Consider the following 25671-nt stretch of genomic DNA (forward strand, 5'->3'; position numbering starts at 1 on the left):
TGCTTTGTGTTTTGACGGTCAAACCTGATGCATATGTATGTCTCTCTGCGGAAAAGGAATTTTAATTCCTTGCTCTTCAAATATTTGCCATATAGAAAGCAACAATTCACTCCTTACTCTGAAAATTCCTTCGTTGATATCCTTAACCCAAAAAAATAGGATAAAATTTATTGAACTGTCTGCAAATTCAGATACATAACAAACCGGTGGTTTATCCTTGGAGCTGTCTTTATGATTTATCGCCATATCAGTAACCAACTGCAATACTAATTTTAAATCACTTCCATAAGCAACTCCGAACGGAATATCAACTCTTGCAGTATTATTTGACATCGTCCAGTTTGTTACTCTGTTGTTGATAAACTCTTCATTTGGCACAATCATTTCTTTCTGATCCAAGCCCTCAAGGAGAATATGGCGGGGTTTGATTTTTTTAACATAGCCACGAGTTCCGTCATTCAACTCCAGTAAATCTCCTTCTTTGATAGCATCTTCTGAACTTAAAATAATTCCACTAATAAAGTTGGAAGCAATTTTTTGCAAACCAAAACCTAATCCAATACCGATAGTTCCACTAAAAATAGCCAATGCAGTTAAATCAATTCCCAGATTGGAAAGGATAATCAGAAAGGAAACAAAATATAGAGTGATTTGCAGAAACCGGATGATCAATAACCGTGTGGAAGCCCTGAAAGACGATTTCGTATTTAAGTACCTTTCAACAATACCTATAAAAAGACCTACCGCCCAAAAAAGCAAGACTATCATCAATATCGTTTGAACAATTTGTAATAGTGTGAGTTGATAACTACCTATTGTAAAACTTGAATATCCAAGCTCTAATACTTTTTTGACCGAATCCGGTAAAAGATAGCTGGCTATTGTTAAGGCCAGTAATATAGCGAAGCTAAAAATTTGTAGAACGGGCTTTTTTGATTTTTTCATAATATCCAAACCTGATATCTAAACCTAAGAATAATCCACTAATACCATTTTTTGTGCTTGAGCCACATGATAATTGAAACGATGATTGTTATCATCGCTCCTAACAGCACAAAATATCCGTATTTAAACTTTAATTCCGGAATATTTTCAAAGTTCATTCCGTAAATACCAGCAAGAAAACTAAGTGGCACAAAAAGTACCGAAACAATTGTCAGTACCTTCATAATATTGTTCAAACGATGTGACGCGAGTGAAAGATAACCATCAATCAAATCCTTACAATCCTCGTAAAACAACTGACTGAATGATTTGAGCCTTTCCAGAATTTCAATGATGTAGGAAATTTTGTTATGCCAGTGTGAAGTGCTTTCTGCATCATAATATTCCAGCATTTCAGCAAAGGACTCTCGATGATAAGCTGAGTATCTTCTCAACCTTTTTAGGCGCAAACGATATAATGTCAAATCATTTAAAACACTATCATTAGTGTTTTCAGACAAATTATCAGCGACATCGTCCAAATCCGATTCCAGATTGGAAATAATTGGCAAATAACGTTCGAATATTTTTTTATTGACCGACAAAACAATATCAAGTGGCGACTCTGGTGTCTCAGTTCCTTTGTCAATATGCTTGTGAAATCCCTCAATACTCATGGATTGATTGTCATGAGTTGTGATAAGAACCTTGTCATTAAAAAGAAAACGGATACGAATGGTATCAAAATCAATGTCATTACTTTTTGAATCCAACCCCTTCACCTGAAGCAGTGTTTGCCCTTTTTTATGTACATATCTGGATGGAACTCTCTCAGAGGATCTGACCCAGCCAAAAGCGATATCCAGCTTAAGTTTTCTACAAACTTTTACAAAGTCAGAAAGTTCCTCTTCAAAGAAATCAAGCCACAGCCAACTCCCTTCAGGAATGTCCTCATAATGTTTGGGAACATTATTGATTGATAAATAGGCACTCCCGTCAAAATAATACGCTTTCATTGTTTTCCAAAACTCACAATAAATATTGTTGCCCAGTATTGCACATGCTGATTTTAAAAACAAATTTAATATAAGAAACTGTCACCGGATATCCGCCTCAATCACTTCGCCAAAAATTTAATCCCTTCGGTGATTCCTGAAATTGTCAGAGGAAACATTTTGTCATCAAAAATTTGCTTTATCATCTGTGTACTTTGGGTGAATTGCCAGTAGTTTTCCGACACCGGATTGAGCCAGATGGCTTTGTCCCACTTTTCCTTAATTCGTTGCAACCACAATTGACCGGGCTCCTCGTTATTGTGTTCCACACTGCCATTTTCATATATCAGTTCCCACGGTGACATGGCCGCATCACCAACAAAAATTACATGATAATCACTGCCGAAAGTGTGCAGAACGTCTTTGGTATCCACACCCTCATCATAACGACGAGCATTGTCGCGCCACAGAGATTCATATACGCAGTTGTGAAAATAGAAATATTCCAGATGTTTAAACTCGGTTCGAATCGCTGAAAATAATTGCTCACACATTTGCACATAACGATCCATCGAACCGCCGATATCGAAAAATACTAACAATTTCACCGCATTGTGACGCTCTGGAACCATTTTGATATTCAACAATCCGGCATCTCTGGCTGTGCTTTTGATGGTATCATCCAAATCCAGTTCATCCGCCGAACCGGTGCGAGCAAATTTCCGCAGTTTTTTCAAAGCGACTTTGATATTGCGCGTTCCCAACTCACAATTATCATCCAGGTTGCGATATTGCCTTTTCTCCCAGACTTTCACCGCACGATTGTGCTGGCTTTCACCACCAATACGCACGCCTGCCGGGTTATAACCACCATGTCCAAAAGGTGAAGTTCCGCCGGTGCCAATCCATTTATTACCACCGGCATGTTTCTTTTTTTGCTCTTCCAAACGCTTTTTCAGTGTCTCCATGATTTTATCCAAACCACCCAAAGCCTCGATTTTGGCTTTCTCCTCATCACTCAGATGTTTCATAAACTCCTGCTTGAGCCAGTCCTCAGGAATCTTCGAAATATCCAAATCATCCCGGCTTTCCAAGCCCTGATAATACTTCCCAAACGCCCGGTCAAAGCGATCAAAATATTTCTCATCCTTGACCAGACACATCTTCGACAACTGATAAAACTCATCCATACTGCCAAACGCCAGATTGTTCTGCAACGCCTCAATCAACGTCAATAACTCCTGAATACTAACAGGAACTCTGGCTTGTTTGATTTGGTAGAAGAAGTTTATGAGCATTTTTTACAATTAATAATGTGTAATTAGTAATTTGTAATTATATGAACTTAATTTGATTTGCAAAAGGGGCATATAGGTTTTTAGAAATGTTTGGATATATCTATGCTATTGTGTAAGACTCTTACAATCAAAACTAGCTCATTCTCATCTTGATAGAACACTATATGAGAACCAACTTCAACCCTTCTTAAGCCTTTTTTAATGATATCAACTTTACGACCCTGTATATTCTCGTTCACAATCATTGAAATTTTAGAGTAAAGGTCTTTTATATTTTTTTTAGCCTGATTAAGACCTAAATTTAAAATCGTATATTCATAAATTTCACTAATGTCTTTATCCGCTTCTTCCGTGAATTTACAGTTTTCCATCATTCCTTAATTTATCTTCAACAGATTGAATAATTTCATCAAATGATCTCTCACTAACACCACTATCAATTCCTTTCTGAATCGCTTGTTGCAATGCTATCAACTTTTGGTTCTCTGCTTTATCCCTTCGGATTAAATCACGTAAATATTCACTGTCATTACCATAATCACCAAATGATATCCTGGATTTTATCCACTCATTTTGCTTTTCTGTTATAGTTATGCTTTTTTTTATTAAGCTCATTATATGCACCTATGGTAGTATATATTAGTATATATAACCCGTGGTGCATTTAGGCAATTTTAATTTTTAAATTGTTAATATTACGATTTTCGGAGTGGTTGATAAATTGAATTACAGTTAAAGCCGTTAACTTTGAAAGTATTCTGGATTTGAACCCATCAAATGTTTTTGCATAATTTCTGCGAATCATAAATTGGTCGCAAAGCTGAGAAAACAAAGTCTCAATTCGTTTCCTGGTTCTTGAAAGTATCCAATGCATCTTTCTGAAGTTAAACTGATTTTTACGCATAGGAACCTCCAGCCTAATTTCCCTCGTTTCAAATAAATCAAGTTGAATGCTATGACTCAGGTAACCTTTATCACCAATTAAATAACAACTTTTAAGCTGTTCTTTAACATCATTCAGATAATGGATGTCGTGGACATTAGCCGGTGTCAAATCAAAACTTTTGAAAACACCGGCAGAAGAGCATACTGAATGAAGTTTGTATCCATAGAAGCTCATTTTTTGAGATGCACAATACCCATGATTGGGTGATGAGTTCATATCCTCTTTGCAGATTGTTGACCTAGCGGCACGGCTCATTTTGCAGACCTCCAAGGGCATACTGTCGATGACAAAGTGCTTGTCATCGCCAATCATTGCCTCTGCCATTTTCTTCCTAACTTGTTCAATATAAAGGAATAATCCACGCTTTCTTCTGTTATATACGGTTCTTTCAATTTTATCCAGAAGGTACTGAGGCAGTTTGTTAAACAAGTCTCTTTCGGAGTCAATTCCCAGGTATTCTGATGTAATATTGATTGCAATTAACTCAATATCGCTTAGTTTTGGAGTTCTAATTTGATTTAAAAAGTTCTTTTGGGGTTCTACTTGGTGCAATGTATTTAATATTTTGGTATAACTAGATTCTAAGTTACTCATTTTGTAGTGTATTTTGGATGTTGAGAATCCTAAATATACACGGCTTTTGCTAATGAGTAACTTACTTTTTTAGCTTTTTGCTAAATGCACTACGGGTATTTTAAACTCTGAGTACAACTTTCACGTAGACATTGAGAGCGAGCCAAAATAAAAAGAGAGTATCAAAAACACCCTCCTCGTATCTTAACTAAAATAATTATCAAAACATTGCTTCAAAGCCATTTGCAAAAATCACATCATTCACTAAAGGATCAGTCGTGCGATCAAGTTCAACAGATCCAACATCACACAATAATAACCCTCCATTACTACCATCGAGAGGTCTTACGCCTCCTCTTTGATCTTCGCTTCCGCAATTGGCATTAACAAAGTCAACAATCGGACTATCAGGAAGAATCATTAAAGTTGGAGTAAATCCTCCCCAATCAGCCAACGAGCCATTGAGTGGATTATCAATATTTTCCAGATTATCCATTCCAGAAAAACCACAATTTCCATCGGTACTGGCGTTAAAATTACCAATAATATCCACTTCATTGGCAGGTAAAAACTGTAAGTCATTACAATTGCTTGCAATGTTGTTTGCAAACAAACTGTATTTAATTTGCAATTGAACCTCACCAGCATGATCAGGGTCTCTGAAAAAACGCAATCCGCGACCGGGATGATTGGCAATTGTTGATTTATCAATAACTGTTATACCTTGATCCGAATAAATTCCCGAGTATTTGTTTTGAGCAACTGTTGAATTATAGATTAAAGTGGTTGGTTGCGGAGCTGCATTTCCGTTTGGGTTTGCATGAATGGCATACGTTCCGTTTAGCAATGGAGCATTCCCTGAATTTGTAAAAAGCGTTCCATTATGAGCAACGGTTGTGCTTAATAACCACATCACATGGCGATTTAATATGGCATCGCCTCTGGCTGTGAGATTGATTGGAGTATTTTCATCGGTGATTGCGTTATGATGCAAATAGCTGTTTTCTAGCAAAACATCTCCATCATTAAAAACCGCTCCGCCACGATTGGCGAGATTATCAACAAATTTCACATCGTCTGTGATAAAGATTCCATTATCTTCTACTTTAACGGCACCACCTTCAAAAGTGAGTGCGGTGTTGGCAGCACCATTTTTCAATGTTCCATTCTCCAATGTCAGTTTTCCACCATCATGAACATGAAAAATACGGTCTGTACCATTGCCGTTGATTACGAAGCCATCAATTCCATTGATAATGGTAATTTCACCATAAATATCCAAGTCACCACTTGCTGCATTGTCTTCATTCTCACCAAGAACATTGAGAACAAACTCACTTCCTTGAGGAACTAAAATAGTATCAGCTCCCACAGAAGCATTCGCTTCCATGATGGCTGCTCTTAGTGAACAAACATCGCCAACCATGTTGACTCCTGCACAAGTTCCGTTAATTCCTGAATCTGGTGCATCTTCAAATCGGTCAACAACAAAGAAAGCTGAGTGGGATTGTTGGGAAATTAGTAATATAAAGAACCCTAGAATGAGTGTTGTATTAATTTTAATAATCGGCATTTTTTTATCTCCAGTTAGTATTACCTGCAACATTCGATAAAAAATTAGATTTGTTTAAACTTTTTTAAAAATATTAGGAGAAAAGACAAAATGACTCTAATTCTGCAAACCAAGTCACAGAATTTAGAGCCATGCAAATTTAAAAAATAGTGATCAAAAAGGATTTCGAGTTAAACTCTATGTTTTAAGCGGTCATGTAAAACCACTATGGTGTGTCCCCGCACCTCAAGATCACCTTGATCTTCCAGGTCCTTCAAAACACGACCTGCCATTTCACGCGAACATCCGACGATTTTAGCAATCTCCTGACGTGAAATTTTAATTTGGATTCCATCGGGATGAGTCATAGCAGCCGGCTCACCACATAAATCTAATAAAGTTCTGGAAACGCGATTTGTGACATCAAGAAAAGCCAAACGATGTACTTTACGGCTGGTTTGTAATAAACGATGTGTCAATTGAGTGCCGATAAAATAGAGAATTTGAGCAGCATCTCCTTTGAGCTCATTCAGCATTAAATGTCCAAGCCTTTGATAACCGATTTCCGCAAGTTCTGATTTTTCACGGGTTTTAACCATCACTTCACGTTTTTCAGTGCTCATAAACAGGCCCATTTCACCGATAAAATCTCCGGCATTCAAGTAGGCAAGAATTAATTCCTTACCTTCCTCATTTTCATAAGAAATAGTAACTGAACCTGAAACAATGTAATAGAGAGTGTTTGCTAAATCTCCGGGGCGAATAATGGTTGATTTTTTGGGAAATTTTCGACGATGACAATAGTCTAAAAAACGAGTCAATGCTTCCACATCGAGTTTAAAGAAATTGGTGTTATGCACCCTTTCACCGAAATAAAGCTCATCCGAGCCATGACCTTGCTTAAATATGTCTTTTTCCATTCCCATAACAAATCTTGATTACTCGATTAGTAATGATAACTCCTAAATTGAGTAATATCTATAAAATTTGGTTTTCTTTTTTGATTTTAATTTTTACCTTACACTGAGAATGTATATGAATTAAAATACGCTTTTGAGACAATTTTGCTAGTAAAACACGATGTCAATCAACTTATATAATACGAAAACAGGTCAAAAAGAGACATTCACACCTATCAATCCGAACTCTGTCACTATGTATCTTTGTGGCCCGACAGTTTATAATTATGCACATATCGGTAATGCCAGACCGGCTGTTGTTTTTGATGTTTTATACCGGTTGTTGAAATATCATTATCCCAAAGTAACTTACGCCAGAAACATCACTGACATTGATGACAAAATAAACAACTCAGCAAAAGAACTTGGTGTAAATATCAAAAAATACGCTGAGAAGTACGCAAAAATTTATAATGACGACATTTCCAAACTGGGTGTTTTACCTCCGGATATTGAACCTTATGCAACCCAACATATTCCGCAAATCATTGCTATGATTCAGGCCTTGATTGAGAAAGGTCATGCTTATGCCGCTGAAGGACATGTCCTTTTTGCTGTTGAAACCTATGATAAGTACGGTTCTCTATCAAACCGAAATATTGAGGATATGATTGCCGGAGCCAGAGTTGAAGTTGCTCCTTATAAAAAACATCCTGCCGATTTTGTCTTATGGAAACCATCAGATGATGATTTGCCGGGTTGGAACAGTCCTTGGGGAAGAGGTCGTCCGGGTTGGCATATTGAATGTTCAGCCATGTGTAAATCTCATCTTGGTGACGTGATTGATATCCATTGCGGAGGCAGAGATTTGATTTTTCCACACCATGAGAATGAAGTGGCTCAAAGTTGTTGTGCTAATGGCACTGATTCTTTTGCAAATTATTGGCTCCACAACGGCATGATAAACATGGGACAGCAGAAAATGTCCAAGTCTCTTGGAAACATTCTTCTGATTAAAGACGTTGCTGAACAATACAAAGGCGAAGTCATTCGCTGGCTGTTGCTGAGTGCACAATATCGCCAAACCGTTACATGGTCTGAGGAGTCAATTCATAAGTCACAGAAAACCTTAGACCGTATTTATGCCACGTTGCGTGATAATCAATCAGTTTCAGCAAATATTGGTAATGAAAATATTCCTGAGGAAGTTGTAAGTGCTTTGGATGATGATTTAAACACGCCAATGGCATTTGCTGAAATCAATAAAATTGCCAAGTCTTTAGCAAAAGCTGACACTGATTCAGACAAACAAAAATACAAATCACAATTGCTCAGTACCGGCAATCTGCTTGGACTTTTTCAACAAGACCCGGAAGATTGGTTCAAGTCCGAGGATATTGATAGAGATAAAATTGAACAACTCATCAAGGAAAGAGATTTGGCAAGAGCTAATAAGGATTGGTCCAAATCGGATGAAATTCGTGAACAATTAAACGATATGAATATTATTTTGGAAGATTCACCCGAAGGAACACGCTGGAGCGTCAAAAAATGAAGACTCAACAGGAAATAATTGACGATTTTTCAATCTTTGATGATTGGATGGAAAAATATCAGTATATCATCGACTTGGGAAAAGAACTTCCTCCACTTGCAGAAGAAGAAAAGATAGAAACCAATAAATTACAAGGCTGCCAATCACAAGTTTGGGTGGTTTCTGATATCAATGATGGAAAGATTCAGTTCAGAGCCGAAAGTGATGCTGCTATCGTTTCCGGTTTAGTGGCTTTGGTTTTGAGTGTCTATTCCAATCACACACCTGATGAAATTTTAAACCTTAAGCCGGATTTTATTTCTGAGATTGGTTTGGATAAACATTTATCACCAACCCGAAGCAATGGCTTGTCTTCACTATTGAATAGAATTAGAGAAATTGCAGTTTCTCATCAATGAAAGATAAGAGTTACTGAATAGAAATTCTTTTAGAGACCTTTGCTCGATTCTACGGCTTTGTTAAAACTGACTATAAAATAGCAGATTAAGACTTGAATTGCAGTCAATAACTCGTTATTGGCAAAATTTATAACGCAAAGATGCTGTTTTAGAGTCATGTTTTTAATGTCGTACGAATCGAGCTAAGGTCTCTTTTAATCAACTCTGCATAAACTTTGTCGATAATCGGCTGAGTTTTCAACTCAATACAGGTGTTATTTTTAAACCCTTGCGCAACTTCGTCGATTGATTTGTCTGCAACTCGAATTCCGTTCTCATTGACGAATAAAATATTTCCTGAAATTGGGCTAATCCATGAAATTTTGACACGATTTTTATTATTTTTCTCAATGAATTCCAACCAATCGCCTGTTTTTAAAGATTTGGCTTTTAAATAATATGAGTCTGCTGTTGCCTCTTTATTATTTTGAAAATCTTCAACCAAAGCACTATTTTGAATTTGTTGAACGTGTCTGACAATATTAAATGGAACACCTACTTTCTTTTTCTTTGTCAATCCATGAAACGATACAAGTGTATCAAAAAGCTCCTGACCTTTGGACTTCACTTCATTGGGATTGAAAGCAACCAGCATTAAACCCTCACTATATATTTCCACAATTTTTGAGATTTCTTCGGCTGTTCCTGGTTTTTGTGGATTTGATAGATTGAGCAGAAAATCAACAAATTGAACTTTAGACTGAAGCGAATTGCTATCTTCTGAATTGCGCAGCATGTCCAAAGTCAAAACATTATGCCATTGCTCAATGAGCAGATTACGGATGAATTCCGGCATATATCTTCCAATCATTTTTTTATCCAAAATGACAGCTGCTTTTTTCTTAATTCTAAGTATATGTTCTCGACCTTGCTCCTTTTCCTTAACTCGTTTCTGAATGAGTCGATTTTTTTTCATCTGCCTCGTTAGAAAATCCTGATATTCTTCAAATAAGTCGTTGTAAAATTGATCTGAAAATTCATATTGCTGATTGATCTTTTCTTCAAGTTCTTCAAGTTTCTTCACATACTTGAGGATATATTTATCTGTACTACTAAACTCATCAGGAATTCGTGAAAAAGAGTTTAATATTTTCCTGAGTGAGTTGTCAGTGTCTGAGAATACTTGCGAACCGCTACCAACAGCCAGATACACTGATTTCTCTATTGAGCTAAGAATCGGTTTGAGAGATTGAGGTAGTCCTGAGCCTTTTACAATAGACTGAAACAAAAATTCAGTGATTTTTAATCCAGTAAAAACTTTTGGGTGTAATTTCTTATTAATGGTTTCAGAATTTAATTTTTGAGAAATTTTTACAACTGCATTAATAATTTCATTGCTGCTGTAATAGCCTTGCTTCTTCTCATCCGGCAGTTTTGTAAACAAGAGCTCAAAAGATTTCGTGATGATTTCTTGAGTCAAATAATCATTTTCAGACTCTGAGTAATTTTTTAACTTATAAAAGTCCAGTAATCTTTTAAATTTCAAATCATTGATTTCAATTTTTGATGGTGGTTTACTATTTCGGACAATTGATATTTTTGAATTCTGATTGGAATGATCTACCTCAAACTTTCCAACTTTTTCATATAAAGAACCCATTTGTTGCAAAATATTGAGATTAAAAGAATTGTAAATTATTTTTTTCACATTCAGACTGATATCCCAGTCGCTTAGAACTGTAAATAATATACGACTAATAACCAATGGTGACAGTGGCATTTGTTTTAATGTCAGTTTTTCACCATTTGTAAACTGTTCAAACTTATGCAATACCTCATTGATTTCTTTGCGAAAGTTGACTTGACACTTCTCCACCAAATTATCAAGTAAATCTAAACCGTGTTTCTCAGTTTCCTGTTCGGATAAATTTAGTCTTAAAAATTTTATGACTTCGTCGTTCCAACCACTTTCTGTGAAGTTATTAAAAATATGATTTAATTGACTGACGTATCGCTCTTTAAGAAGCAAACTATCTTGAATAAGAATTTTTATCGAGTTGGAATCAATGGAGTGATGATAATCTGAGGAGGCATTTTGCTCGATAACCAACAATGCTCCTTGAAGAGAATTCAATAAACTTTCCAAACCTTTATTAATAAATTCAACTGACACGGCAAACAACTCAGACAACTGTTGCTGACTGATTGCAGAAAGGCTTTTATTGTTAATATTGAACTGCATAGTTTGCGGTTAATGGGTTTGTATTTGTTATTGTTGAACATGATTATAACAAACTGATAATAAATTCATACAATATTTTCAATTTTGATTAACACATCTCCAATACGTTACCAATAGCATATTCTTTTGCAATAAAACTGAAACTATAATTCCTCAAACTTCATAATTTGAGTGAAAACATGAAAACAAAAATACAAAATCTATTTATTGCAATACTACTTTTAATTACAACAACTCTTAGTATTGCGGGAAATAAAGACTGGATTGAAAGATCTAACGAAATAGCCTACAAAATTCTTGAATCCAATGCTCAATTCGCTCCTGAGTTCTCAGGTCAACAAGGTGTGAACGGATATGACGAGGAAATTTTCGATTTAGAGCCAAATTTATATGAAAGGCAGATTAAAAACTCTGAAAAAAATCTGGCTATGATTGAAAAATTGCTTAAAAAAGAAACCGATCCTTTTTTGTTAAGTGATTTAAAAATCATGCAGAAAAATATCCTGGACGAAATTGAATCCAACAAAGTGAACTATGAAAAAGTGATGCCTTATGGAAACATTCCCGGGCTGATTTTTGCCGGCTTCAATGGCTTATTGGATAAACAAGTTCCTTTGGAAAGACAAAAGGCCGCTCTGATTCGGTTAAAAAAATATACCGGTGAAGCCAAAGGATATGTTCCATTTGTTGAAAAAGCAAAAGCTCGTTTGCAAGATAGAATGAACATTAAAGGTTTGATACTTCCTTATAAAGGCGAAGTTCAGCAGGATATCGAAAGAGCACCGGTGATGATTAGCGGTTTAACTGAGTTATTTAAAGGTACTGACTTAAGTGGCTGGGAAAAATCATTAGAACTTCTTCAATCCCAACTAACTGATTACACCAAATGGGTCGAAGAAACCATTCTTCCTAACACCCGTCCCGATGCCAAACTACCCAGAGAACTGTATGAGCTCGGATTAAAAAACTGGGGAGTTGATGATTCACCGGAAGAGCTCATGGTTACCGGTCAAGTTGCATTCATGAATATCCGTAACGAAATGATGGCATTAGCTCCTCTGGTGGCAAAACAAAAAGGTTATGACACAACAGACTATCGTGAAGTGATTAAACTTCTGAAAAAAGAGCAGCTTAACGGCGATGTTCTCATGTTTGAATATCAGGCTGTTATTGCTGAGATAGACGAAATTCTTAAGAAAAACAATCTGATTAGCGTTCCTAATGAACCCGCTCGAGTGAGAATGGCAACTGCTGCTGAAACCGCTCAACAACCGGCTGCTCATCTGGATGTTCCCCGATTGATTGGAAATACCGGAGAATATCCCGAATTTATCGTTCCCATGATTCAACAAAACGAAGATGGAAGCTGGCCACACAGCGATTATGCTTTTTCAGCGATGATGTGGACATTGTCAGCCCACGAAGCACGTCCGGGTCACGAGATGCAATTCACAACGATGCTTCGTGGTGGTGTCTCGACTGCCAGAGCCATGTTTGCGTTTAATTCAGCCAATGTCGAAGGTTGGGCACTATACGCTGAGTCCATCACCAAACCATATATGCCTTTGGATGGACAGTTAATTTCTTTGCAAGCAAGACTATTAAGAGCCGCCAGAATCTGGCTTGATCCAATGCTCAACTTGGGATTAATCACTCCGGATGAAGCAAAAAGAATACTTATGGAAGATGTTGTCGAAGGTGAGTCCAACGCTCAGAACGAAATCGAAAGATACACCTATCGAATCCCCGGTCAAGCAACGGCTTATTATTACGGCTATGAGAAACTGCAAGCATTAAGAGCTAAAACTGAACTAAAACTCAAAGAGAAATTCAAAGACCAAGAATTCCATGACTTCTTATTAGCACAAGGATTATTACCACCGGAAATTCTTGCTCAATCGGTTGAAAAGTATTTTATTGAACCTCAATTGAAGTAAAACCTGTATCGTAGGGTGGGTAAAACTCACCCTACAAATTTTCTACCATGAAGAACATAAAGTTCATGAAGGGAATTTTACTATCTCTAACAAACGTCATGTCATTCAATCACTTCATGGTTATTTTCTTTTTTCTCAATGAAGTTATCGCCTATGTGTATTGACGAGTTTTTCAATAATTTATGAGTTTCTCAAACTTCGACTTCACATATTGATAAAGCTGAATATCTACTTTATTGTTTTCCTCTAAGATTTTCCTGTGTTCCGCTCTCAAATCAGTCAATTGGATTTTTCTTTGCGAACGATTGACAGGTGGTAATTTGTTAAAAATAATTCCACATTGTTTTTCCAAAACATGACAGAACTCTTTGAAATATTCGGTCACTCCGACAAGGGTAAAACAATTATCAACGACTTCTTTTGCCTTAAAATACAAATCGTTGTCGCTGATATTGACTTCTGAATGCAAATATCCGGTAAGGCGTTTAGACTGACCATTATGGATTTCAACGAGGTTGTCTTGTTTTAAAAAACTATCAAAGCTCAAATCTTTAATCTGACCATGCAAAGCATGATAATCACGGGTTGCCAAATAGTTGTAATAGGAAACAATTCGGGAAACCGGTTCACGCAACATGGTTAAATGTACAAATCGAGTTTCGGGAAGTAACTGATAAAGCAAACCGTGAATAGGATGATGACCCATAATCAAGTTTGGATATTTGTTTTTTAAATGTATGACTTGAGGCAAGCGATTTAAGTCAGGAGCATTTACATGCAAAACATCTTTAAGTTCAAAGGGTTGGATGAGATAGTTTTCCAAAGAAGTGCCTGCTGTTTTAGGAACATGCGAAAACACCCAAGGAGTGGTATGAACTGTAATTTGGCTCAGTTCAGCAACATTTTCTTTTAAATATTTCAGATTGATAGCAGTATTTTCGGCATCAGTATTATTTTTCCAATTCTGTGCTTTTCCCAGAATTTGGTTAAATATTTGACTTTGTATCTGCATCAATTCACTCCAACTTTTCTGAACTTAATTAAACAATGGATTCATTTGCATTATAATGCCTTGCCTGAATTATTATAAAGCTGTAATTTTTAATGTCGATATATAATCACAAAACAAATTATCCTCAAGGAACATTGGTGCAATTTCGGATAAGCTCTGAAATCTTAAAAGATAATCCGCTTAAAGATCCTTTTGAAAGAGATGTTTTTGTTTATTTACCAATCGGTTATGACGAAAACAATCTGGAATATCCGGTCATGTATTATCTCGCTGCTTATACCAATAGCGGAAGCGGAGTGATAGGCTGGAAAGCCTTTGGCGAAAATATTACCGAACGATTGGATAGATTAATAGCTGAACAAAAAATAGGGCCGACAATCGTAGTTATTCCAGACTGTTTTACTTGTTTAGGAGGAAATCAGTATATTGATTCGCCGGCTATTGGAAATTACGCATCCTTTATTCATAAAGAGCTCATCCCAGAGATTGAAGGCAAGTTTCGCATTAAAAAAGGTTCTCAACACCGAGCCGTTTTAGGAAAATCGTCTGGTGGATTTGCCGCGATTCGTTTTGCAATGGATTTTCCGGGTTATTGGGGAGCAATTGCTAATCAGTCCGGTGATGCTGGATTTGATTTGCTTTATCAACGAGATTTCCCGACAGTTGCTGATGTATTGAGTAATTATAACTATGATGTGAATCATTTTCTTAAACGATTCTGGAAAGCCAAAAAAATTCATGGCTCAGAGATTTTAACACTCATGATGATTTGTATGGCGGCGACTTATGATTCTCAGGATGGTGATATCGTCATGCCTTTTGAATTTGAAACTTGCGAAACCAAACAAGAAAATTGGCAAAACTGGCTGAGTCATGATCCGGTCAATATGGTTGCAAAAAAAATTGATGCTTTGAAACAACTCAACGGCTTGTTTATGGATTGCGGATTTCGCGACCAGTATATGATTCACTACGGAATGCGAAGATTAAGCCGTGAACTTGAAAAGCATCAAATCGAACATACTTATGAAGAATTCAATGGGACACATTCGAACATAGATTATCGATTGGATGTTTCCCTACCCTATTTGTACGAGAAAATTAAATGAACATTACCGTTAGTCCTGAAGCCCAAAACTTTCTGTCTGATGTGGTCAAAAAACACAATATTGATGATTTGCATTTACAAATCATGGTGAAAAACGCAGGAACTCCAATTGCAGATTGCTTCCTGAATTTTTGCGAGCGTCATGAAGCTCCCAAAGATGCTTATGAGTTCAAACAAACAGATTTTAGCTTGTTTGTCGCCAAACAGGATGAGAAGTTCCTTGCTGACGCCAGTATTGACTATGACCTTACAGACACCGGTGGACAACTCAACATCAAAGCTCCAAAACTGAAAGGCGAAAAACCAAATGATGATTCTCCTCTATTTGAACGCGTGGAATATTTCATCAATGTGGAATTAAATCCGTCTCTGGCAATGCACGGTGGTCATGCCAAACTGAAAGCGATTGAGGATGGTTATGCTTTTATCGAATTTGGCGGTGGCTGCCACGGCTGTGGTATGGCACAACAAACACTTTCGATGGGAATGGAAACCAAATTGCTTAAAGCATTTCCAGAACTAAAAGGTTTAATGGACGGGACGGATCACTCTAATGCGGAGAACCCGTATTATGAGTGAATTCATTAAAGCCCTAACCCTACAGGATTTTGAATCTGAAATTGTTGAGAAGTCAAACTCAGTTCCGGTTTTGGTTGATTTTTGGGCAGACTGGTGCGCTCCTTGCAAACAACTCATGCCTGTATTGCATGGAATCGTGGAATCGCTTAATGGTGCGGTTCATCTGGCAACCGTTGATACCGATAAGGAACAAGAGCTTGCGATCCAATTTGGAATTCGTTCACTTCCAACAGTTATGCTGGTCAAAAACGGTGAGGTTGTTGAGCAGTTTATGGGGGCACAACCCGAATCCGAAATCAGAAAATTGATAGAACCTCATCTTGATTTGAATCAAGTTGCAGATAGTGAGCCTGAGTCAGAAAATCTGCAACAAGCCATGCAATTAGTTGCAATGGGAAACTATGATCAAGCTGTGGAACTATTGCATTTGGATGACTCACTCGATGCCAAGTTATTATTGATTCAAATTTATATGCAACAAAGCAATCTCGAAAAAGCCAAAGCGACTTTTGATAATTTGGATTCCGAGCAAAAAAATGATGAGAAATGCAAAAATATCAAATCGTCTTTCGAATTGCTGGAAATCAGCCAAAAACACCCACAAGAAAATTTACAATCCGCCATTCACAAAACAATTTACCAAGACCCAGAAGATGGCATTCAAGCATTACTCGATTTACTTGCTAATGTCAAAGGCAATGACCAAAATCCAATTAAACAAAGTTTAATTATCGCTTTTAATTTAATTGATGATGCTAAGATTGTCTCCCAATTTAGAAGAAAAATGGCATCCTTGATATTTTAATATTTAGAGTATTTGTATTTAAGCATTATTAATTCATTACTTTTTCAAAATATTAGTGCTTAACCATTCTTCAATTTATTGACTTCTGCCCAAAAGACAATAGAATATCAGGCGTTTTGACACAAAAATGATATAGGAATAAATAATGAAATTAACAAAAGCAATAATATTTTCTTTGGTGTTATTTGTAACAGCTTCATTTGCAAATAGGAGTGAGGAAAATAATTCAGCCGAACCGGTTGCAAATCCAACTGTAAATCCAAGTAGCTACCAATTTCCAACTGGTGGTGGCGTTGGTGTACTTTACAGTAATGGAGAATTAGTGAATAGTTCAGGTACAGGCGTTGGTGGACTTGATGAAAGTGTGTTGCAAAGCGTAACTTTAGGGATGGGTACACTAGGTTTTGGTCATCAAGTATTGAACGGAAACAGAATTGCAGATGACTTTACTGTTCCAGCTGGAGGATGGGATATAACAACAATTACCTTTTATGCATACCAAACAAACGAAACCGCATCGACTATAACTGCAGTTAATCTGCAAATTTGGGATGGTGATCCAAGTAATCCCGGAAGTACTGTCGTATTTGGAGATGATACAACAAACCGGATGATTTCAACTGTTAACTCAAATATTTTGAGGGTTACAGAAACTTCAACTGGAACCACAACAAATAGACAAATTGCAGCTAGCACAGTTGATGTAAATATCTCTTTACCTGCAGGAACCTATTGGTTGGATTGGCAAAGCGATGGTTCCGGAGCGTCAGGACCTTGGGCTCCACCAATTACAATCAATGGTCAATCAACAACTGGGAATGCACTACAGTTTACAGGTTCTTGGACTTCGGTCACTGATCTCTCAACTGGAACTCAGCAAGGTTTTCCTTTTGTGATTAATGGAATTTTACCTCCTCCTCCGGTTATCCCAACAACTAACTGGTTAGGGTTAACTTTGTTACTTATGCTACTGAGCTTTATTTCATACAGAAAATTAGCTAAATAAGTAAACAACTAATTATGATAAAAAATGCCTGAAATTTCAGGCATTTTTTTTTAATAAACTTTGTAAATAAGGTTTATAATTAACCAAATCAGAAATTATTGAAAATCTATGAAAAACTCAATACTATTATTGGCTTTACTTTTTATATCCAGTATTCAAGCACAACAAATAGCAACAAAAAAATTACCGCCTAAGTACACTCAGACGTTATTTCAACATGAAAATATTTTTATCGGTGCACAGCCGGATTATATTGATTTTGCTGACATTAAGGAATTTGGTATCACCAAAGTTATCAATAACAGAACTCTGGGTGAAATGAAAGAATTGAATTTTTACGAAGATTACCTTTTGAAAAAAGCCGGAATTGAATACGTTTTTATTCCAATTGGTGATGAAGGAAATGAATATTCACCTGAAAAACTCAAGGAATTTGCTCAAGCGATTGACTCAGCAGATGGTAAAGTACTGCTGCATTGCCGTTCCGGCCACAGAGCTTCGCAAATGTGGGCAGCGTATTTGGTTCAATACCAAGGAAAAACACCTGATGAAGCACTGGAAATGGTTTCAGATATGGGTTGGTGGCCAATGCCGATGGAAGCTCTGCTAAATAAGAAACTTTCAGTTCAATTTGCTGAGGAAAAATAATAATTCAGGGCTGTCTTGAAAAAGTACAAAGTTTATCCCACATTTTTTGTGGGAGATTTGTATCCAATTGATGCCCCCCATTAAATACATCCAGCCAGTAGGTTTCACCCTCAATCCAACCAGCATTTAAAAATTTTATTCGTTCCTGTTCAATCGTTGGCTTCAGCGGGTCTGATTGTCCTACTGAAACAAATACAGGCAAAACATCACTATTTGCCGGAACATTTGGATCTTCAAAAACAGCATCAGCAAAGGTCCCCGCACTCACGGAATAAGCAGGATATCCTTGGTTGTAGAACAGCATTAAAGTATGCATTAAATGTCCTCCAGATGAAAAACCATGTCCGTAAACTCTTTTTAGTTCAATATTATAATGTGCGAACATATCATCAAGAATATCATATAATAATGCAATATCATTTGGGAAGGTAAAGCCTCCACCAGTCGAACCGGTTCCTGCTTGAGCAACAATTATAAGATGATTTTGATCAGCAAAAGGTTTCCAGAAATCTCTGGTTGCCTGTGCGTTGGTTTGAGCCGTCCCGGCTCCTGCAGCTCCATGCCAGGAGAATAATAAAGGATAGGCTTTATTTGGATTGTAGTCTGGTGGAATGGAAACATAATAGGTTCTGTTCGCACCATGAGAAAAAACGACTCGGGTGAATGCTCCCGGATAACTTCCACCTGAGCCATTACTTGGTTCAGAATCATTCTGAAATCCAGATAAGAAAATAATATCTTCACAATCCATTAGACTAGGAATATCGGGTAAAGCATTACATTGGAAGCAACAGCCTAAAACAATCAAACTTAGTAGTTTTCTTTTATAAAATCTCATAATATCAACAGATATTTGCCACGAGAAAATACAGTTTCTGCCTATTAATCGCTTTTTTCAAGCATACCTGCGGAATTGTTACAATATTTTATTTTTTGACAGTTCTTCATAATACGGCATGCATTCATCGGCAATTTTTTGTTCATCCTGAGTGAGTTTAATTTCTTTTGGTTTGTATTTTGAAAAGCCGGTTGATTGAATGACGCTGTTATACCAATGTTTTGCCCAGACTCCGTCACTGTCGCGATAACCTTTATTCCAACTTAACATTTCACTATTAAAAGGAACGTCCAGTGTTTCACACATAATATTTAACATGTTTTCAGGATTCATCAAAATATCTTTGGAATCAAACACCGGTGGAGTTTCTCCATTTTCTGATTGAATCAGTTTGAATAGTTTTAACAATTGAGGATAACCCAAATCTTCAGGAGTCGCTTTGGGATATTTTTCCAAATAGGAGGATAAAACCTCATCAGGATGTCTCAGCAAGATGGCATTTTTCAGGTGCACAATCCATGACAAATCGGTATCTGTAAGAATATGATGTGCCATGTGTTTTTGGTAAAAAATGCTAATGTCATGCGGAAATTCACAAGTAGTGAGTCTTTTTGTGATTGATTGGTAATCTTTCCCCTGCTCTTCAATAATTTCTTCATACATCGGGTGTTTTTTCCCAGTTTGAAAAAGATAAGGTCCATATAAAGGTTCATCAACAACCACAGTATCAGATCGGTTTTCCCAACTACGCATCATCGCCGTAGAGATATTTCGTGGTCCTGACCACATTGCAATTCGAGTGATTGTCATACCAATCCTCTGTTAATCAATTGCAAATACAATTTCTGTAACCTGGGTATCATCTTTCTTTCAGATGGGTTTCCTATCACTCTGCCATCCACTTCATTCACAGGTGTGAGTCCAGCGAAAGTTCCCGTGACAAAGCATTCATCAGCTCCGTAAACATCAAACAATGAAAAATTCTTTTGGAAAACCGGAATGTCATTTTCCTCACAAAGTTGAATGATTTTAGAGCGTGTGATTCCACCTAAACAATAATCTCCTGTCGAAGTCCAGACTTCACCTTTTGTCACAATAAAAAAATGAGTCGAGTTACAGGTCGAAACAAATCCATGCGGATCGAGCATCAATGCTTCATCATAACCGGCTTTGGTTGCCTGAATACAACCCAAAATGCAGTTGATTTTGCTATGTGAGTTCATCTTCTGATCCTGAACATCCGGATATCCCCGACGTACATGAGTGGTGAATAATCGAATTCCCTTAGCAACTTTCTCCGGATTAGGGATTTTGTATTCGGGAATAATAACAATTGTTGCACCCGGAAAAGTGGCTCTGGGATCTTGATAAGGAGTGGTTTTCACGCCTCTTGTAACCATCAAGCGAATATGAACATGATCATGCATATCATTGGCTTGAATGGTTTGATATACTCTTTCAGACAATTCTTCTTTGCTCAAACCAATATCCATATCCAATGCTTTAGCTCCCTGATACAATCTTTGCAAATGATCATCCAAAAATGCAATAACTCCATTGTGCAATCGCAAACCTTCCCAGACTCCATCTCCCAGAATAAAGCCACTGTCAAAAACTGAAATTTTTGCTTCATTCCGATGAAACAATTCGCCGTTGATATTGATTAAAATATCGAGGTTTCGATCATCTTTAATAAATTCATGTGACCCCATTGAGCTTTCTCGTTGATTTTTAAAATCAACATAATACCATCAATTTAATCTCAAGTTGCAACAATCTTTATCATGCAATTCAATTGGTTCTGAGTTACTTTTCCCGATTGTTTTGACAAACGATTTTTCAGCAAATTGAATCCCCGAAAATTTTTTGATAAATCTTCCGGCTTGAATTTCTCCCTGGGCTTCCAGTCGGGTCAATTCCAATACTGCTTCATACCAGTTGAGTGGCAATTGCTCTTTTTCAAAAACGGCTTTGCATAAAATTCCATAGCGTTTTAATGACATTTTGATTAAAGATTGTTTGTCGGCTGAATCATTATTTTTACAAACAGACCAGCGACCCATCATGTCCAGATAATTGGTGTTTGACTTGTTTTTCTTAATGTATCTGGCGCGTTGTGCCGGCGATAAACTGAATATTCGCAAAGCAGACGCTCCATCACAATAAATTACTCCTAATTTAAGCAAGTGAATCAGCTCTTCTTCCAGTTCCAACAGCATACAAGATAAATTGGATTGAATATCACTCGCATACATGGCTCCTTTTTCTTTAAGAATACTCAGAATTTGAGCTGCCCTGTCAGATATTTGTTCAGGTAAAAGTTCAACAATAGGAAAACATTGTAAATTTTCCCTTTTCAAGAATGTTATTGGTGTGTTTTTCAAACAAGCAACTCCCAAATTGGTTAAGCTGTGATTCGGAACCACTCTTTTCCAGATAAATTGTCCGCTATAACACAAAGAATCCAGCATGTAACACTGATAATCTTTCATACGGGGCTTGATGAGAAACTCTTCCCAAATTCCGGCGGGTGCAGAATAACCCTGCAACAATGTTAAAACATGAATCAAACCGTCCATTCCTGAAAATTGCTTTTCAGCTTTTAAACCATGTTTGATAAAAAGCTGATTTTGATATTGTGCCGGAGAAACCAACTCATGAGAATTGCGTTTTTGATAATGAGTTTGCTTACGAATTTTTGCCAGAATATGGCGTTCGCACCAATGATTTTCGCCAACTTTAAACACTCTGCCATCAATTTCCAACTGGGTTAATGCTTGTTGCAAACTACTGGCAGAAACTTGCAGCAATTGTCTGAGTTTTTCAAAATCAACATACCCAATTGACTCCATTTTCATAAACAACAATTTTGCCAGCTTGGTAATATAATCATCGGAGGGGTTTTTATAAACAGATTCTACAAGTTCCCGGTTTTCTGCACTAAACCAAATTTGAGAATCTTCATGCCTGACAATTTTTCCCTGTTTTTGCAATTCTGGTAAATATTCCACCGCTTCTGCCATTTCATGCTCGTACATGATACCTGAAAAATGAATGGCCTCATGAAGTTCATCCGCATTTCGCATAAAAGGGATGACGGTGCTGTTTACAGACTCAATAATTTTTGGATTGAGTTCCTGACTTGGGAATGATTCGAGAACATCCGATAACTCTTTGGTTTTAATCGCATTGGTGCGTCGTTCTTCTGCCGGAGCATCATCCAGAAACATATAATTCCGAGCATTGATGATTGCCAGAGATGTCGGCGATGGAGTGTTGCTGTCAACAAACGAAACCTCAATTTCTTTATTGCGAATTTTGTTGAGTATTTCAGCTAAACCATCAATATCCATTAAAACACGAATACAATCATGAATGGTTTGTTGCACTAAAGGATGTTGAGGAATTTCACGATCTCCCTGAATATTTTCCAGACAAGCAATTTGATCCGGAAAAAGTTGGGCAATCAAATCCTCAGCCCGGTTTCTTTGTAATTGTGCCGGAACTTTCTTACCGCCATTTCGACGCCGAATTGCCAAAGCTATGGTCGCATTCCAACGCCATAGCGTTTCAAACATCGGTCGATCCAGCAATGCTTGAATCAAAATATTTTCTACTGTTTCCGGATTCAGATAATTGATGATGGTATTCAATTCAAAACTATGACTTTCGCTGAGTGACAAAATCAAAGTGTTTTCATCGGCAGCGGCTTGTAGTTCAAAATTAAACTGACGACAAAACCTCTTGCGTAAAGCCAAACCCCAGGCGCGGTTAATTCTTGAACCAAAAATCGAATGAATCACCAGATGCATGTCATTATTTTCATCAAAAAATCTTTCAACAACAATGTGTTGCTGAGTTGGAACGACGCTCAGGACTTTTTGAGTTTTGGCAAAATAATCTTTTAATTGCGAAGCAGCTAATAATGGAATTTGATACTTTTCAGCAACCTCTTCAGCATTTAGTGAGCTCGCAGAAATTGTTTGTATCACTTCAGAAACGGATTGGCTCAATTCATCGGAACGCCACATTTGCACACCAAACCAAAAAGGAATATTCGGTGGCAGCCCGTGAGCATCTTCGACAAAAACTCTGCCGTTTTCAATTTTAAGAATTCGATAGGAATGATTTCCCAGAATAAAAATATCGCCGGGTAAACTTTCAAATGAAAAATCCTCATTCAAACTGCCAATTTGAATATCTTCCGGTAATAAAATCACATCATAATCAAATTGGTCGGGAATTGTTCCTCCATTCGTGACAGCGGTCAAACGAGCCGATTTCCGAGGTCTTAATTCATCGTTGGTTTTATCGTGAAACAACATTGCCGAATGACGCAGGCGATTGCCTCCATAGCCTTCGGCAAGCATTTGAATCACTTGATTGAAAGTTTCCTCAGATAAATTTTTATAGGTCAGATTATCTGTTAATAAGAAAAATAACTGTTTGCGATTCCATTCTTTCAGCGAAACTTCCGCAACAATCTGCTGAGCTAAAACATCCAATGGTTGTTGCGGAAATAATGTTGTATCGAGAATACTTTTTTGAATGGCGTGTTTGAGTGCAGTTAATTCCACCAAATCATCAATTGTATTGGCAAACAAAAAGCCTTTTGGTGTTTTATCCAAGCTGTGACCGGAACGCCCTACTCTTTGTAAAAACGCCTGAATATTTCCCGGCGAACCAATTTGACAAACACAATCAATATCACCGATATCGATTCCCAACTCCAAAGAAGCGGTCGCAACCAATGCTTTTAGCTGACCTGATTTCAGCATTTGTTCGGCATTTAAGCGATGTTCCTTTGCCAAAGAACCATGATGGGAGGTAATAAATTCTTCACCAATTTTTTCAGCCAGATTTTTAGTCAACCTCTCGCACAAACGTCGGTTATTGACAAAAATCAGAGTGGTTTTATGCTCAGCAATCACCTCACAAAGTCTTTGATAAACCTCTGCCCATTGCTCGTTGGACATAATCGCTGTCAGAGGAGATTGCGGAATTTCTATGGTGATTTCGAGTTGCCGTTTATGCCCCAGATTAACAATTTCAGAGTTTTCACCATGCAAAATAAAGTCTCGCATGGTTTCGATCGGTTTTTGAGTGGCCGAAATAGCAATTCTTTGAGGGCGTTGATAACAAAGAGCTTCCAGCCTTTGCAAAGACAGCACAAGATGAGCCCCACGTTTGGAATTAGCTACCGCGTGAATTTCATCAATAATCACCGTTTTCAGATTTTTCAAAATCTCACGACCACTCTGAGAAGTGAGCAAAACATACAAAGATTCCGGAGTAGTTACCAATATATTCGGCGGTTTTTTACGAATTTTATTTCGTTCTGCCGGAGTTGTATCTCCGGTCCAACTGGCTGCCCTTACATTTTTATCAGGAAATAATTGATTCAAATCAACCAGCGGTTGTTCCAGATTGATTTTGACATCATTGGACAAGGCTTTGAGTGGTGAAACATATAAAATCGTCAATCCATTATCACCTTTGACGAACAATTGATTCAAACCATACAGAAAAGCCGCTAATGTTTTACCGGAACCGGTTGGCGAAGAAATCAGAACATCACGTTGCTTTTCAATTGCCTGCCATGCCTGAATTTGTACATCAGAGGGATGCTTAAACCGACTTTCAAACCAAGATATTAACTGCGGGTGGAATATTTTATTCATCGTAAGTTTTATTGTTAATATTTGCTTTGTAAGTTGTGCTACCTTGAGAATTGACCTTATAATACACGACTTAATTTATAAAACATATATACGAGGGGTATATGAAAGATCAAGATTCAATATTTTTCAAAAACTTTTCCATTTTATTGGGCGCATTAGTTGGTCTCACAATCATTTTGATTGTTGTTGGTTATTTGGTTCATAATAGTTTGTTTGCAGGGAAAGAAACTGTTACTGACCGCAATGCTATCGAACAGGCTTTAGAACCTGTTGCTAAAGTCAATACAGGTGAAGTTGTTGAGGAATTTTCAAATACTGGCGATAACACTGCTGATACACAGACAAATAACAACCAAGCAGAAGCTCAGGTTGCCGGAGCCTTTGATGGTTCATTGGATGGGGCTATGATTTATCAGAATGTTTGTTTTGCATGTCATGCAACCGGTGCTGCAAATGCACCTAAATTGGAAGCTACCGCTTGGACAGACAGAATGGAAAAAGGAGTTGATGGTCTTGTGACAAGTGCAATCAATGGTTTAGGAGCCATGCCACCTAAAGGCGGTCGCCCTGACTTGACTGATGAGCAAATGAAAGCTGTTGTTGAATTTATGGTTAAAGACTTCCAATAACACTTTTAAACTCTAAGTATTAATCAAAAAAGCACATCGTTTGGTGTGCTTTTTTTTATATCTGTTC

General features: G+C 37.2%; 23 protein-coding genes. 9 read left to right on the forward strand and 14 right to left on the reverse strand.

Annotated features, from left to right (window positions below; all coding sequences use genetic code 11):
- Positions 1–18: 18 nt before the first annotated feature.
- From R3F25_01315 to crp, 8 genes are all read right to left on the reverse strand, one after another.
- Positions 19–945 (reverse strand): mechanosensitive ion channel, encoded by a 927-nt coding sequence (locus R3F25_01315; protein MEZ5495465.1) that lies wholly within the window; start codon positions 943–945, stop codon positions 19–21.
- Between the two features lie 38 nt (positions 946–983).
- Positions 984–1940, reverse strand: a complete 957-nt coding sequence (locus R3F25_01320; GenBank protein ID MEZ5495466.1) for a CorA family divalent cation transporter — start codon at positions 1938–1940, stop codon at positions 984–986.
- Between the two features lie 101 nt (positions 1941–2041).
- Positions 2042–3217 carry a VWA domain-containing protein gene (locus R3F25_01325; GenBank protein MEZ5495467.1) on the reverse strand — a complete coding sequence of 392 codons (1176 nt, stop codon included), beginning with the start codon at positions 3215–3217 and terminating at the stop codon, positions 2042–2044.
- 80 nt (positions 3218–3297) lie between these two features.
- Entirely contained in the window at positions 3298–3591 is a 294-nt protein-coding gene (locus R3F25_01330) for a type II toxin-antitoxin system RelE/ParE family toxin (GenBank protein ID MEZ5495468.1), read from the reverse strand.
- Positions 3575–3832: a type II toxin-antitoxin system ParD family antitoxin gene (locus tag R3F25_01335; GenBank protein ID MEZ5495469.1), complete on the reverse strand. Its 258-nt coding sequence runs from the start codon at positions 3830–3832 to the stop codon at positions 3575–3577. Before R3F25_01335 ends, R3F25_01330 begins: the two co-directional genes overlap by 17 nt.
- 49 nt (positions 3833–3881) lie before the next feature.
- Positions 3882–4757 carry an IS982 family transposase gene (locus tag R3F25_01340; GenBank protein MEZ5495470.1) on the reverse strand — a complete coding sequence of 292 codons (876 nt, stop codon included), beginning with the start codon at positions 4755–4757 and terminating at the stop codon, positions 3882–3884.
- Positions 4758–4956: 199 nt separating this feature from the next.
- Positions 4957–6309, reverse strand: coding sequence for a choice-of-anchor Q domain-containing protein (locus tag R3F25_01345; protein MEZ5495471.1), 1353 nt, complete (start codon positions 6307–6309; stop codon positions 4957–4959).
- A gap of 170 nt (positions 6310–6479) precedes the next feature.
- On the reverse strand, positions 6480–7208 hold the full coding sequence (gene crp / locus R3F25_01350) for a cAMP-activated global transcriptional regulator CRP (protein MEZ5495472.1): 729 nt from the start codon (positions 7206–7208) through the stop codon (positions 6480–6482).
- A gap of 160 nt (positions 7209–7368) precedes the next feature.
- Between crp and cysS the strand changes: the two genes are divergently transcribed.
- Together cysS and R3F25_01360 are read left to right on the forward strand one after the other, a co-directional pair.
- Entirely contained in the window at positions 7369–8742 is a 1374-nt protein-coding gene (gene cysS, locus R3F25_01355) for a cysteine--tRNA ligase (protein MEZ5495473.1), read from the forward strand.
- Positions 8739–9140: a SufE family protein gene (locus R3F25_01360; protein MEZ5495474.1), complete on the forward strand. Its 402-nt coding sequence runs from the start codon at positions 8739–8741 to the stop codon at positions 9138–9140. Before cysS ends, R3F25_01360 begins: the two co-directional genes overlap by 4 nt.
- 154 nt (positions 9141–9294) lie before the next feature.
- Here R3F25_01360 and R3F25_01365 read toward each other — a convergent pair whose 3' ends face one another.
- Positions 9295–11361: a DUF1631 family protein gene (locus R3F25_01365; GenBank protein ID MEZ5495475.1), complete on the reverse strand. Its 2067-nt coding sequence runs from the start codon at positions 11359–11361 to the stop codon at positions 9295–9297.
- Positions 11362–11540: 179 nt separating this feature from the next.
- Here R3F25_01365 and R3F25_01370 point away from each other — a divergent pair, with 179 nt between their 5' ends.
- Entirely contained in the window at positions 11541–13298 is a 1758-nt protein-coding gene (locus tag R3F25_01370) for a DUF885 domain-containing protein (protein ID MEZ5495476.1), read from the forward strand.
- A 172-nt stretch (positions 13299–13470) separates the two neighbouring features.
- Here R3F25_01370 and R3F25_01375 read toward each other — a convergent pair whose 3' ends face one another.
- Positions 13471–14310: a sulfotransferase family 2 domain-containing protein gene (locus tag R3F25_01375; GenBank protein MEZ5495477.1), complete on the reverse strand. Its 840-nt coding sequence runs from the start codon at positions 14308–14310 to the stop codon at positions 13471–13473.
- Positions 14311–14402: 92 nt separating this feature from the next.
- Between R3F25_01375 and R3F25_01380 the strand changes: the two genes are divergently transcribed.
- The 5 genes from R3F25_01380 (at position 14403) to R3F25_01400 (ending at position 18456) form a co-directional block, all read left to right on the forward strand.
- Complete coding sequence (locus R3F25_01380; GenBank protein MEZ5495478.1) at positions 14403–15419, forward strand: alpha/beta hydrolase-fold protein; 1017 nt, start codon at positions 14403–14405, stop codon at positions 15417–15419.
- Positions 15416–15997, forward strand: a complete 582-nt coding sequence (locus tag R3F25_01385) for a NifU family protein (protein MEZ5495479.1) — start codon at positions 15416–15418, stop codon at positions 15995–15997. Before R3F25_01380 ends, R3F25_01385 begins: the two co-directional genes overlap by 4 nt.
- On the forward strand, positions 15990–16802 hold the full coding sequence (gene trxA, locus R3F25_01390) for a thioredoxin (GenBank protein MEZ5495480.1): 813 nt from the start codon (positions 15990–15992) through the stop codon (positions 16800–16802). The genes R3F25_01385 and trxA overlap by 8 nt, the downstream gene beginning before the upstream one ends.
- Positions 16803–16947: 145 nt before the next feature.
- The gene (locus R3F25_01395) at positions 16948–17808 is read left to right on the forward strand and encodes a hypothetical protein (protein MEZ5495481.1); all 861 of its coding nucleotides are present in this window, start codon (positions 16948–16950) and stop codon (positions 17806–17808) included.
- 108 nt (positions 17809–17916) lie between these two features.
- Complete coding sequence (locus R3F25_01400; protein ID MEZ5495482.1) at positions 17917–18456, forward strand: sulfur transferase domain-containing protein; 540 nt, start codon at positions 17917–17919, stop codon at positions 18454–18456.
- Positions 18457–18460: 4 nt separating this feature from the next.
- Here the strand turns inward: R3F25_01400 and R3F25_01405 are convergent, their stop codons facing one another.
- The 4 genes from R3F25_01405 to R3F25_01420 all read right to left on the reverse strand — a co-directional run bounded on the left by R3F25_01405 (position 18461) and on the right by R3F25_01420 (position 24975).
- Positions 18461–19294 (reverse strand): hypothetical protein, encoded by an 834-nt coding sequence (locus R3F25_01405; protein ID MEZ5495483.1) that lies wholly within the window; start codon positions 19292–19294, stop codon positions 18461–18463.
- A gap of 78 nt (positions 19295–19372) precedes the next feature.
- The gene (locus R3F25_01410; protein ID MEZ5495484.1) at positions 19373–20104 is read right to left on the reverse strand and encodes an HAD family hydrolase; all 732 of its coding nucleotides are present in this window, start codon (positions 20102–20104) and stop codon (positions 19373–19375) included.
- Positions 20101–21006, reverse strand: a complete 906-nt coding sequence (locus R3F25_01415) for an aminotransferase class IV (GenBank protein ID MEZ5495485.1) — start codon at positions 21004–21006, stop codon at positions 20101–20103. The genes R3F25_01410 and R3F25_01415 overlap by 4 nt, the downstream gene beginning before the upstream one ends.
- Positions 21007–21045: 39 nt before the next feature.
- Complete coding sequence (locus R3F25_01420) at positions 21046–24975, reverse strand: DEAD/DEAH box helicase (GenBank protein MEZ5495486.1); 3930 nt, start codon at positions 24973–24975, stop codon at positions 21046–21048.
- A gap of 101 nt (positions 24976–25076) precedes the next feature.
- Here R3F25_01420 and R3F25_01425 point away from each other — a divergent pair, with 101 nt between their 5' ends.
- Entirely contained in the window at positions 25077–25604 is a 528-nt protein-coding gene (locus R3F25_01425; GenBank protein MEZ5495487.1) for a c-type cytochrome, read from the forward strand.
- The last annotated feature ends 67 nt before the right edge of the window (positions 25605–25671 follow it).

The organism is Gammaproteobacteria bacterium (assembly GCA_041395445.1).
In the GTDB taxonomy this organism is placed as follows: Bacteria; Pseudomonadota; Gammaproteobacteria; order Xanthomonadales; family Marinicellaceae; genus NORP309.

Bases quoted from the DNA above. Each gene is read 5' to 3' on its own strand.
- R3F25_01420 (MEZ5495486.1), bottom strand. From the start codon at position 24,975: ATGAATAAAATATTCCACCCGCAGTTAATATCTTGGTTTGAAAGTCGG.
- crp (MEZ5495472.1), bottom strand. From the start codon at position 7,208: ATGGAAAAAGACATATTTAAGCAAGGTCATGGCTCGGATGAGCTTTAT.
- cysS (MEZ5495473.1), top strand. From the start codon at position 7,369: ATGTCAATCAACTTATATAATACGAAAACAGGTCAAAAAGAGACATTC.
- R3F25_01370 (MEZ5495476.1), top strand. From the start codon at position 11,541: ATGAAAACAAAAATACAAAATCTATTTATTGCAATACTACTTTTAATT.
- R3F25_01415 (MEZ5495485.1), bottom strand. From the start codon at position 21,006: ATGGGGTCACATGAATTTATTAAAGATGATCGAAACCTCGATATTTTA.
- R3F25_01395 (MEZ5495481.1), top strand. From the start codon at position 16,948: ATGAAATTAACAAAAGCAATAATATTTTCTTTGGTGTTATTTGTAACA.
- R3F25_01320 (MEZ5495466.1), bottom strand. From the start codon at position 1,940: ATGAAAGCGTATTATTTTGACGGGAGTGCCTATTTATCAATCAATAAT.
- R3F25_01360 (MEZ5495474.1), top strand. From the start codon at position 8,739: ATGAAGACTCAACAGGAAATAATTGACGATTTTTCAATCTTTGATGAT.
- R3F25_01405 (MEZ5495483.1), bottom strand. From the start codon at position 19,294: ATGAGATTTTATAAAAGAAAACTACTAAGTTTGATTGTTTTAGGCTGT.
- R3F25_01385 (MEZ5495479.1), top strand. From the start codon at position 15,416: ATGAACATTACCGTTAGTCCTGAAGCCCAAAACTTTCTGTCTGATGTG.
- R3F25_01330 (MEZ5495468.1), bottom strand. From the start codon at position 3,591: ATGATGGAAAACTGTAAATTCACGGAAGAAGCGGATAAAGACATTAGT.
- R3F25_01335 (MEZ5495469.1), bottom strand. From the start codon at position 3,832: ATGAGCTTAATAAAAAAAAGCATAACTATAACAGAAAAGCAAAATGAG.
- R3F25_01375 (MEZ5495477.1), bottom strand. From the start codon at position 14,310: ATGCAGATACAAAGTCAAATATTTAACCAAATTCTGGGAAAAGCACAG.
- R3F25_01365 (MEZ5495475.1), bottom strand. From the start codon at position 11,361: ATGCAGTTCAATATTAACAATAAAAGCCTTTCTGCAATCAGTCAGCAA.
- R3F25_01325 (MEZ5495467.1), bottom strand. From the start codon at position 3,217: ATGCTCATAAACTTCTTCTACCAAATCAAACAAGCCAGAGTTCCTGTT.
- R3F25_01400 (MEZ5495482.1), top strand. From the start codon at position 17,917: ATGAAAAACTCAATACTATTATTGGCTTTACTTTTTATATCCAGTATT.
- R3F25_01425 (MEZ5495487.1), top strand. From the start codon at position 25,077: ATGAAAGATCAAGATTCAATATTTTTCAAAAACTTTTCCATTTTATTG.
- R3F25_01345 (MEZ5495471.1), bottom strand. From the start codon at position 6,309: ATGCCGATTATTAAAATTAATACAACACTCATTCTAGGGTTCTTTATA.
- trxA (MEZ5495480.1), top strand. From the start codon at position 15,990: ATGAGTGAATTCATTAAAGCCCTAACCCTACAGGATTTTGAATCTGAA.
- R3F25_01340 (MEZ5495470.1), bottom strand. From the start codon at position 4,757: ATGAGTAACTTAGAATCTAGTTATACCAAAATATTAAATACATTGCAC.
- R3F25_01410 (MEZ5495484.1), bottom strand. From the start codon at position 20,104: ATGACAATCACTCGAATTGCAATGTGGTCAGGACCACGAAATATCTCT.
- R3F25_01380 (MEZ5495478.1), top strand. From the start codon at position 14,403: ATGTCGATATATAATCACAAAACAAATTATCCTCAAGGAACATTGGTG.
- R3F25_01315 (MEZ5495465.1), bottom strand. From the start codon at position 945: ATGAAAAAATCAAAAAAGCCCGTTCTACAAATTTTTAGCTTCGCTATA.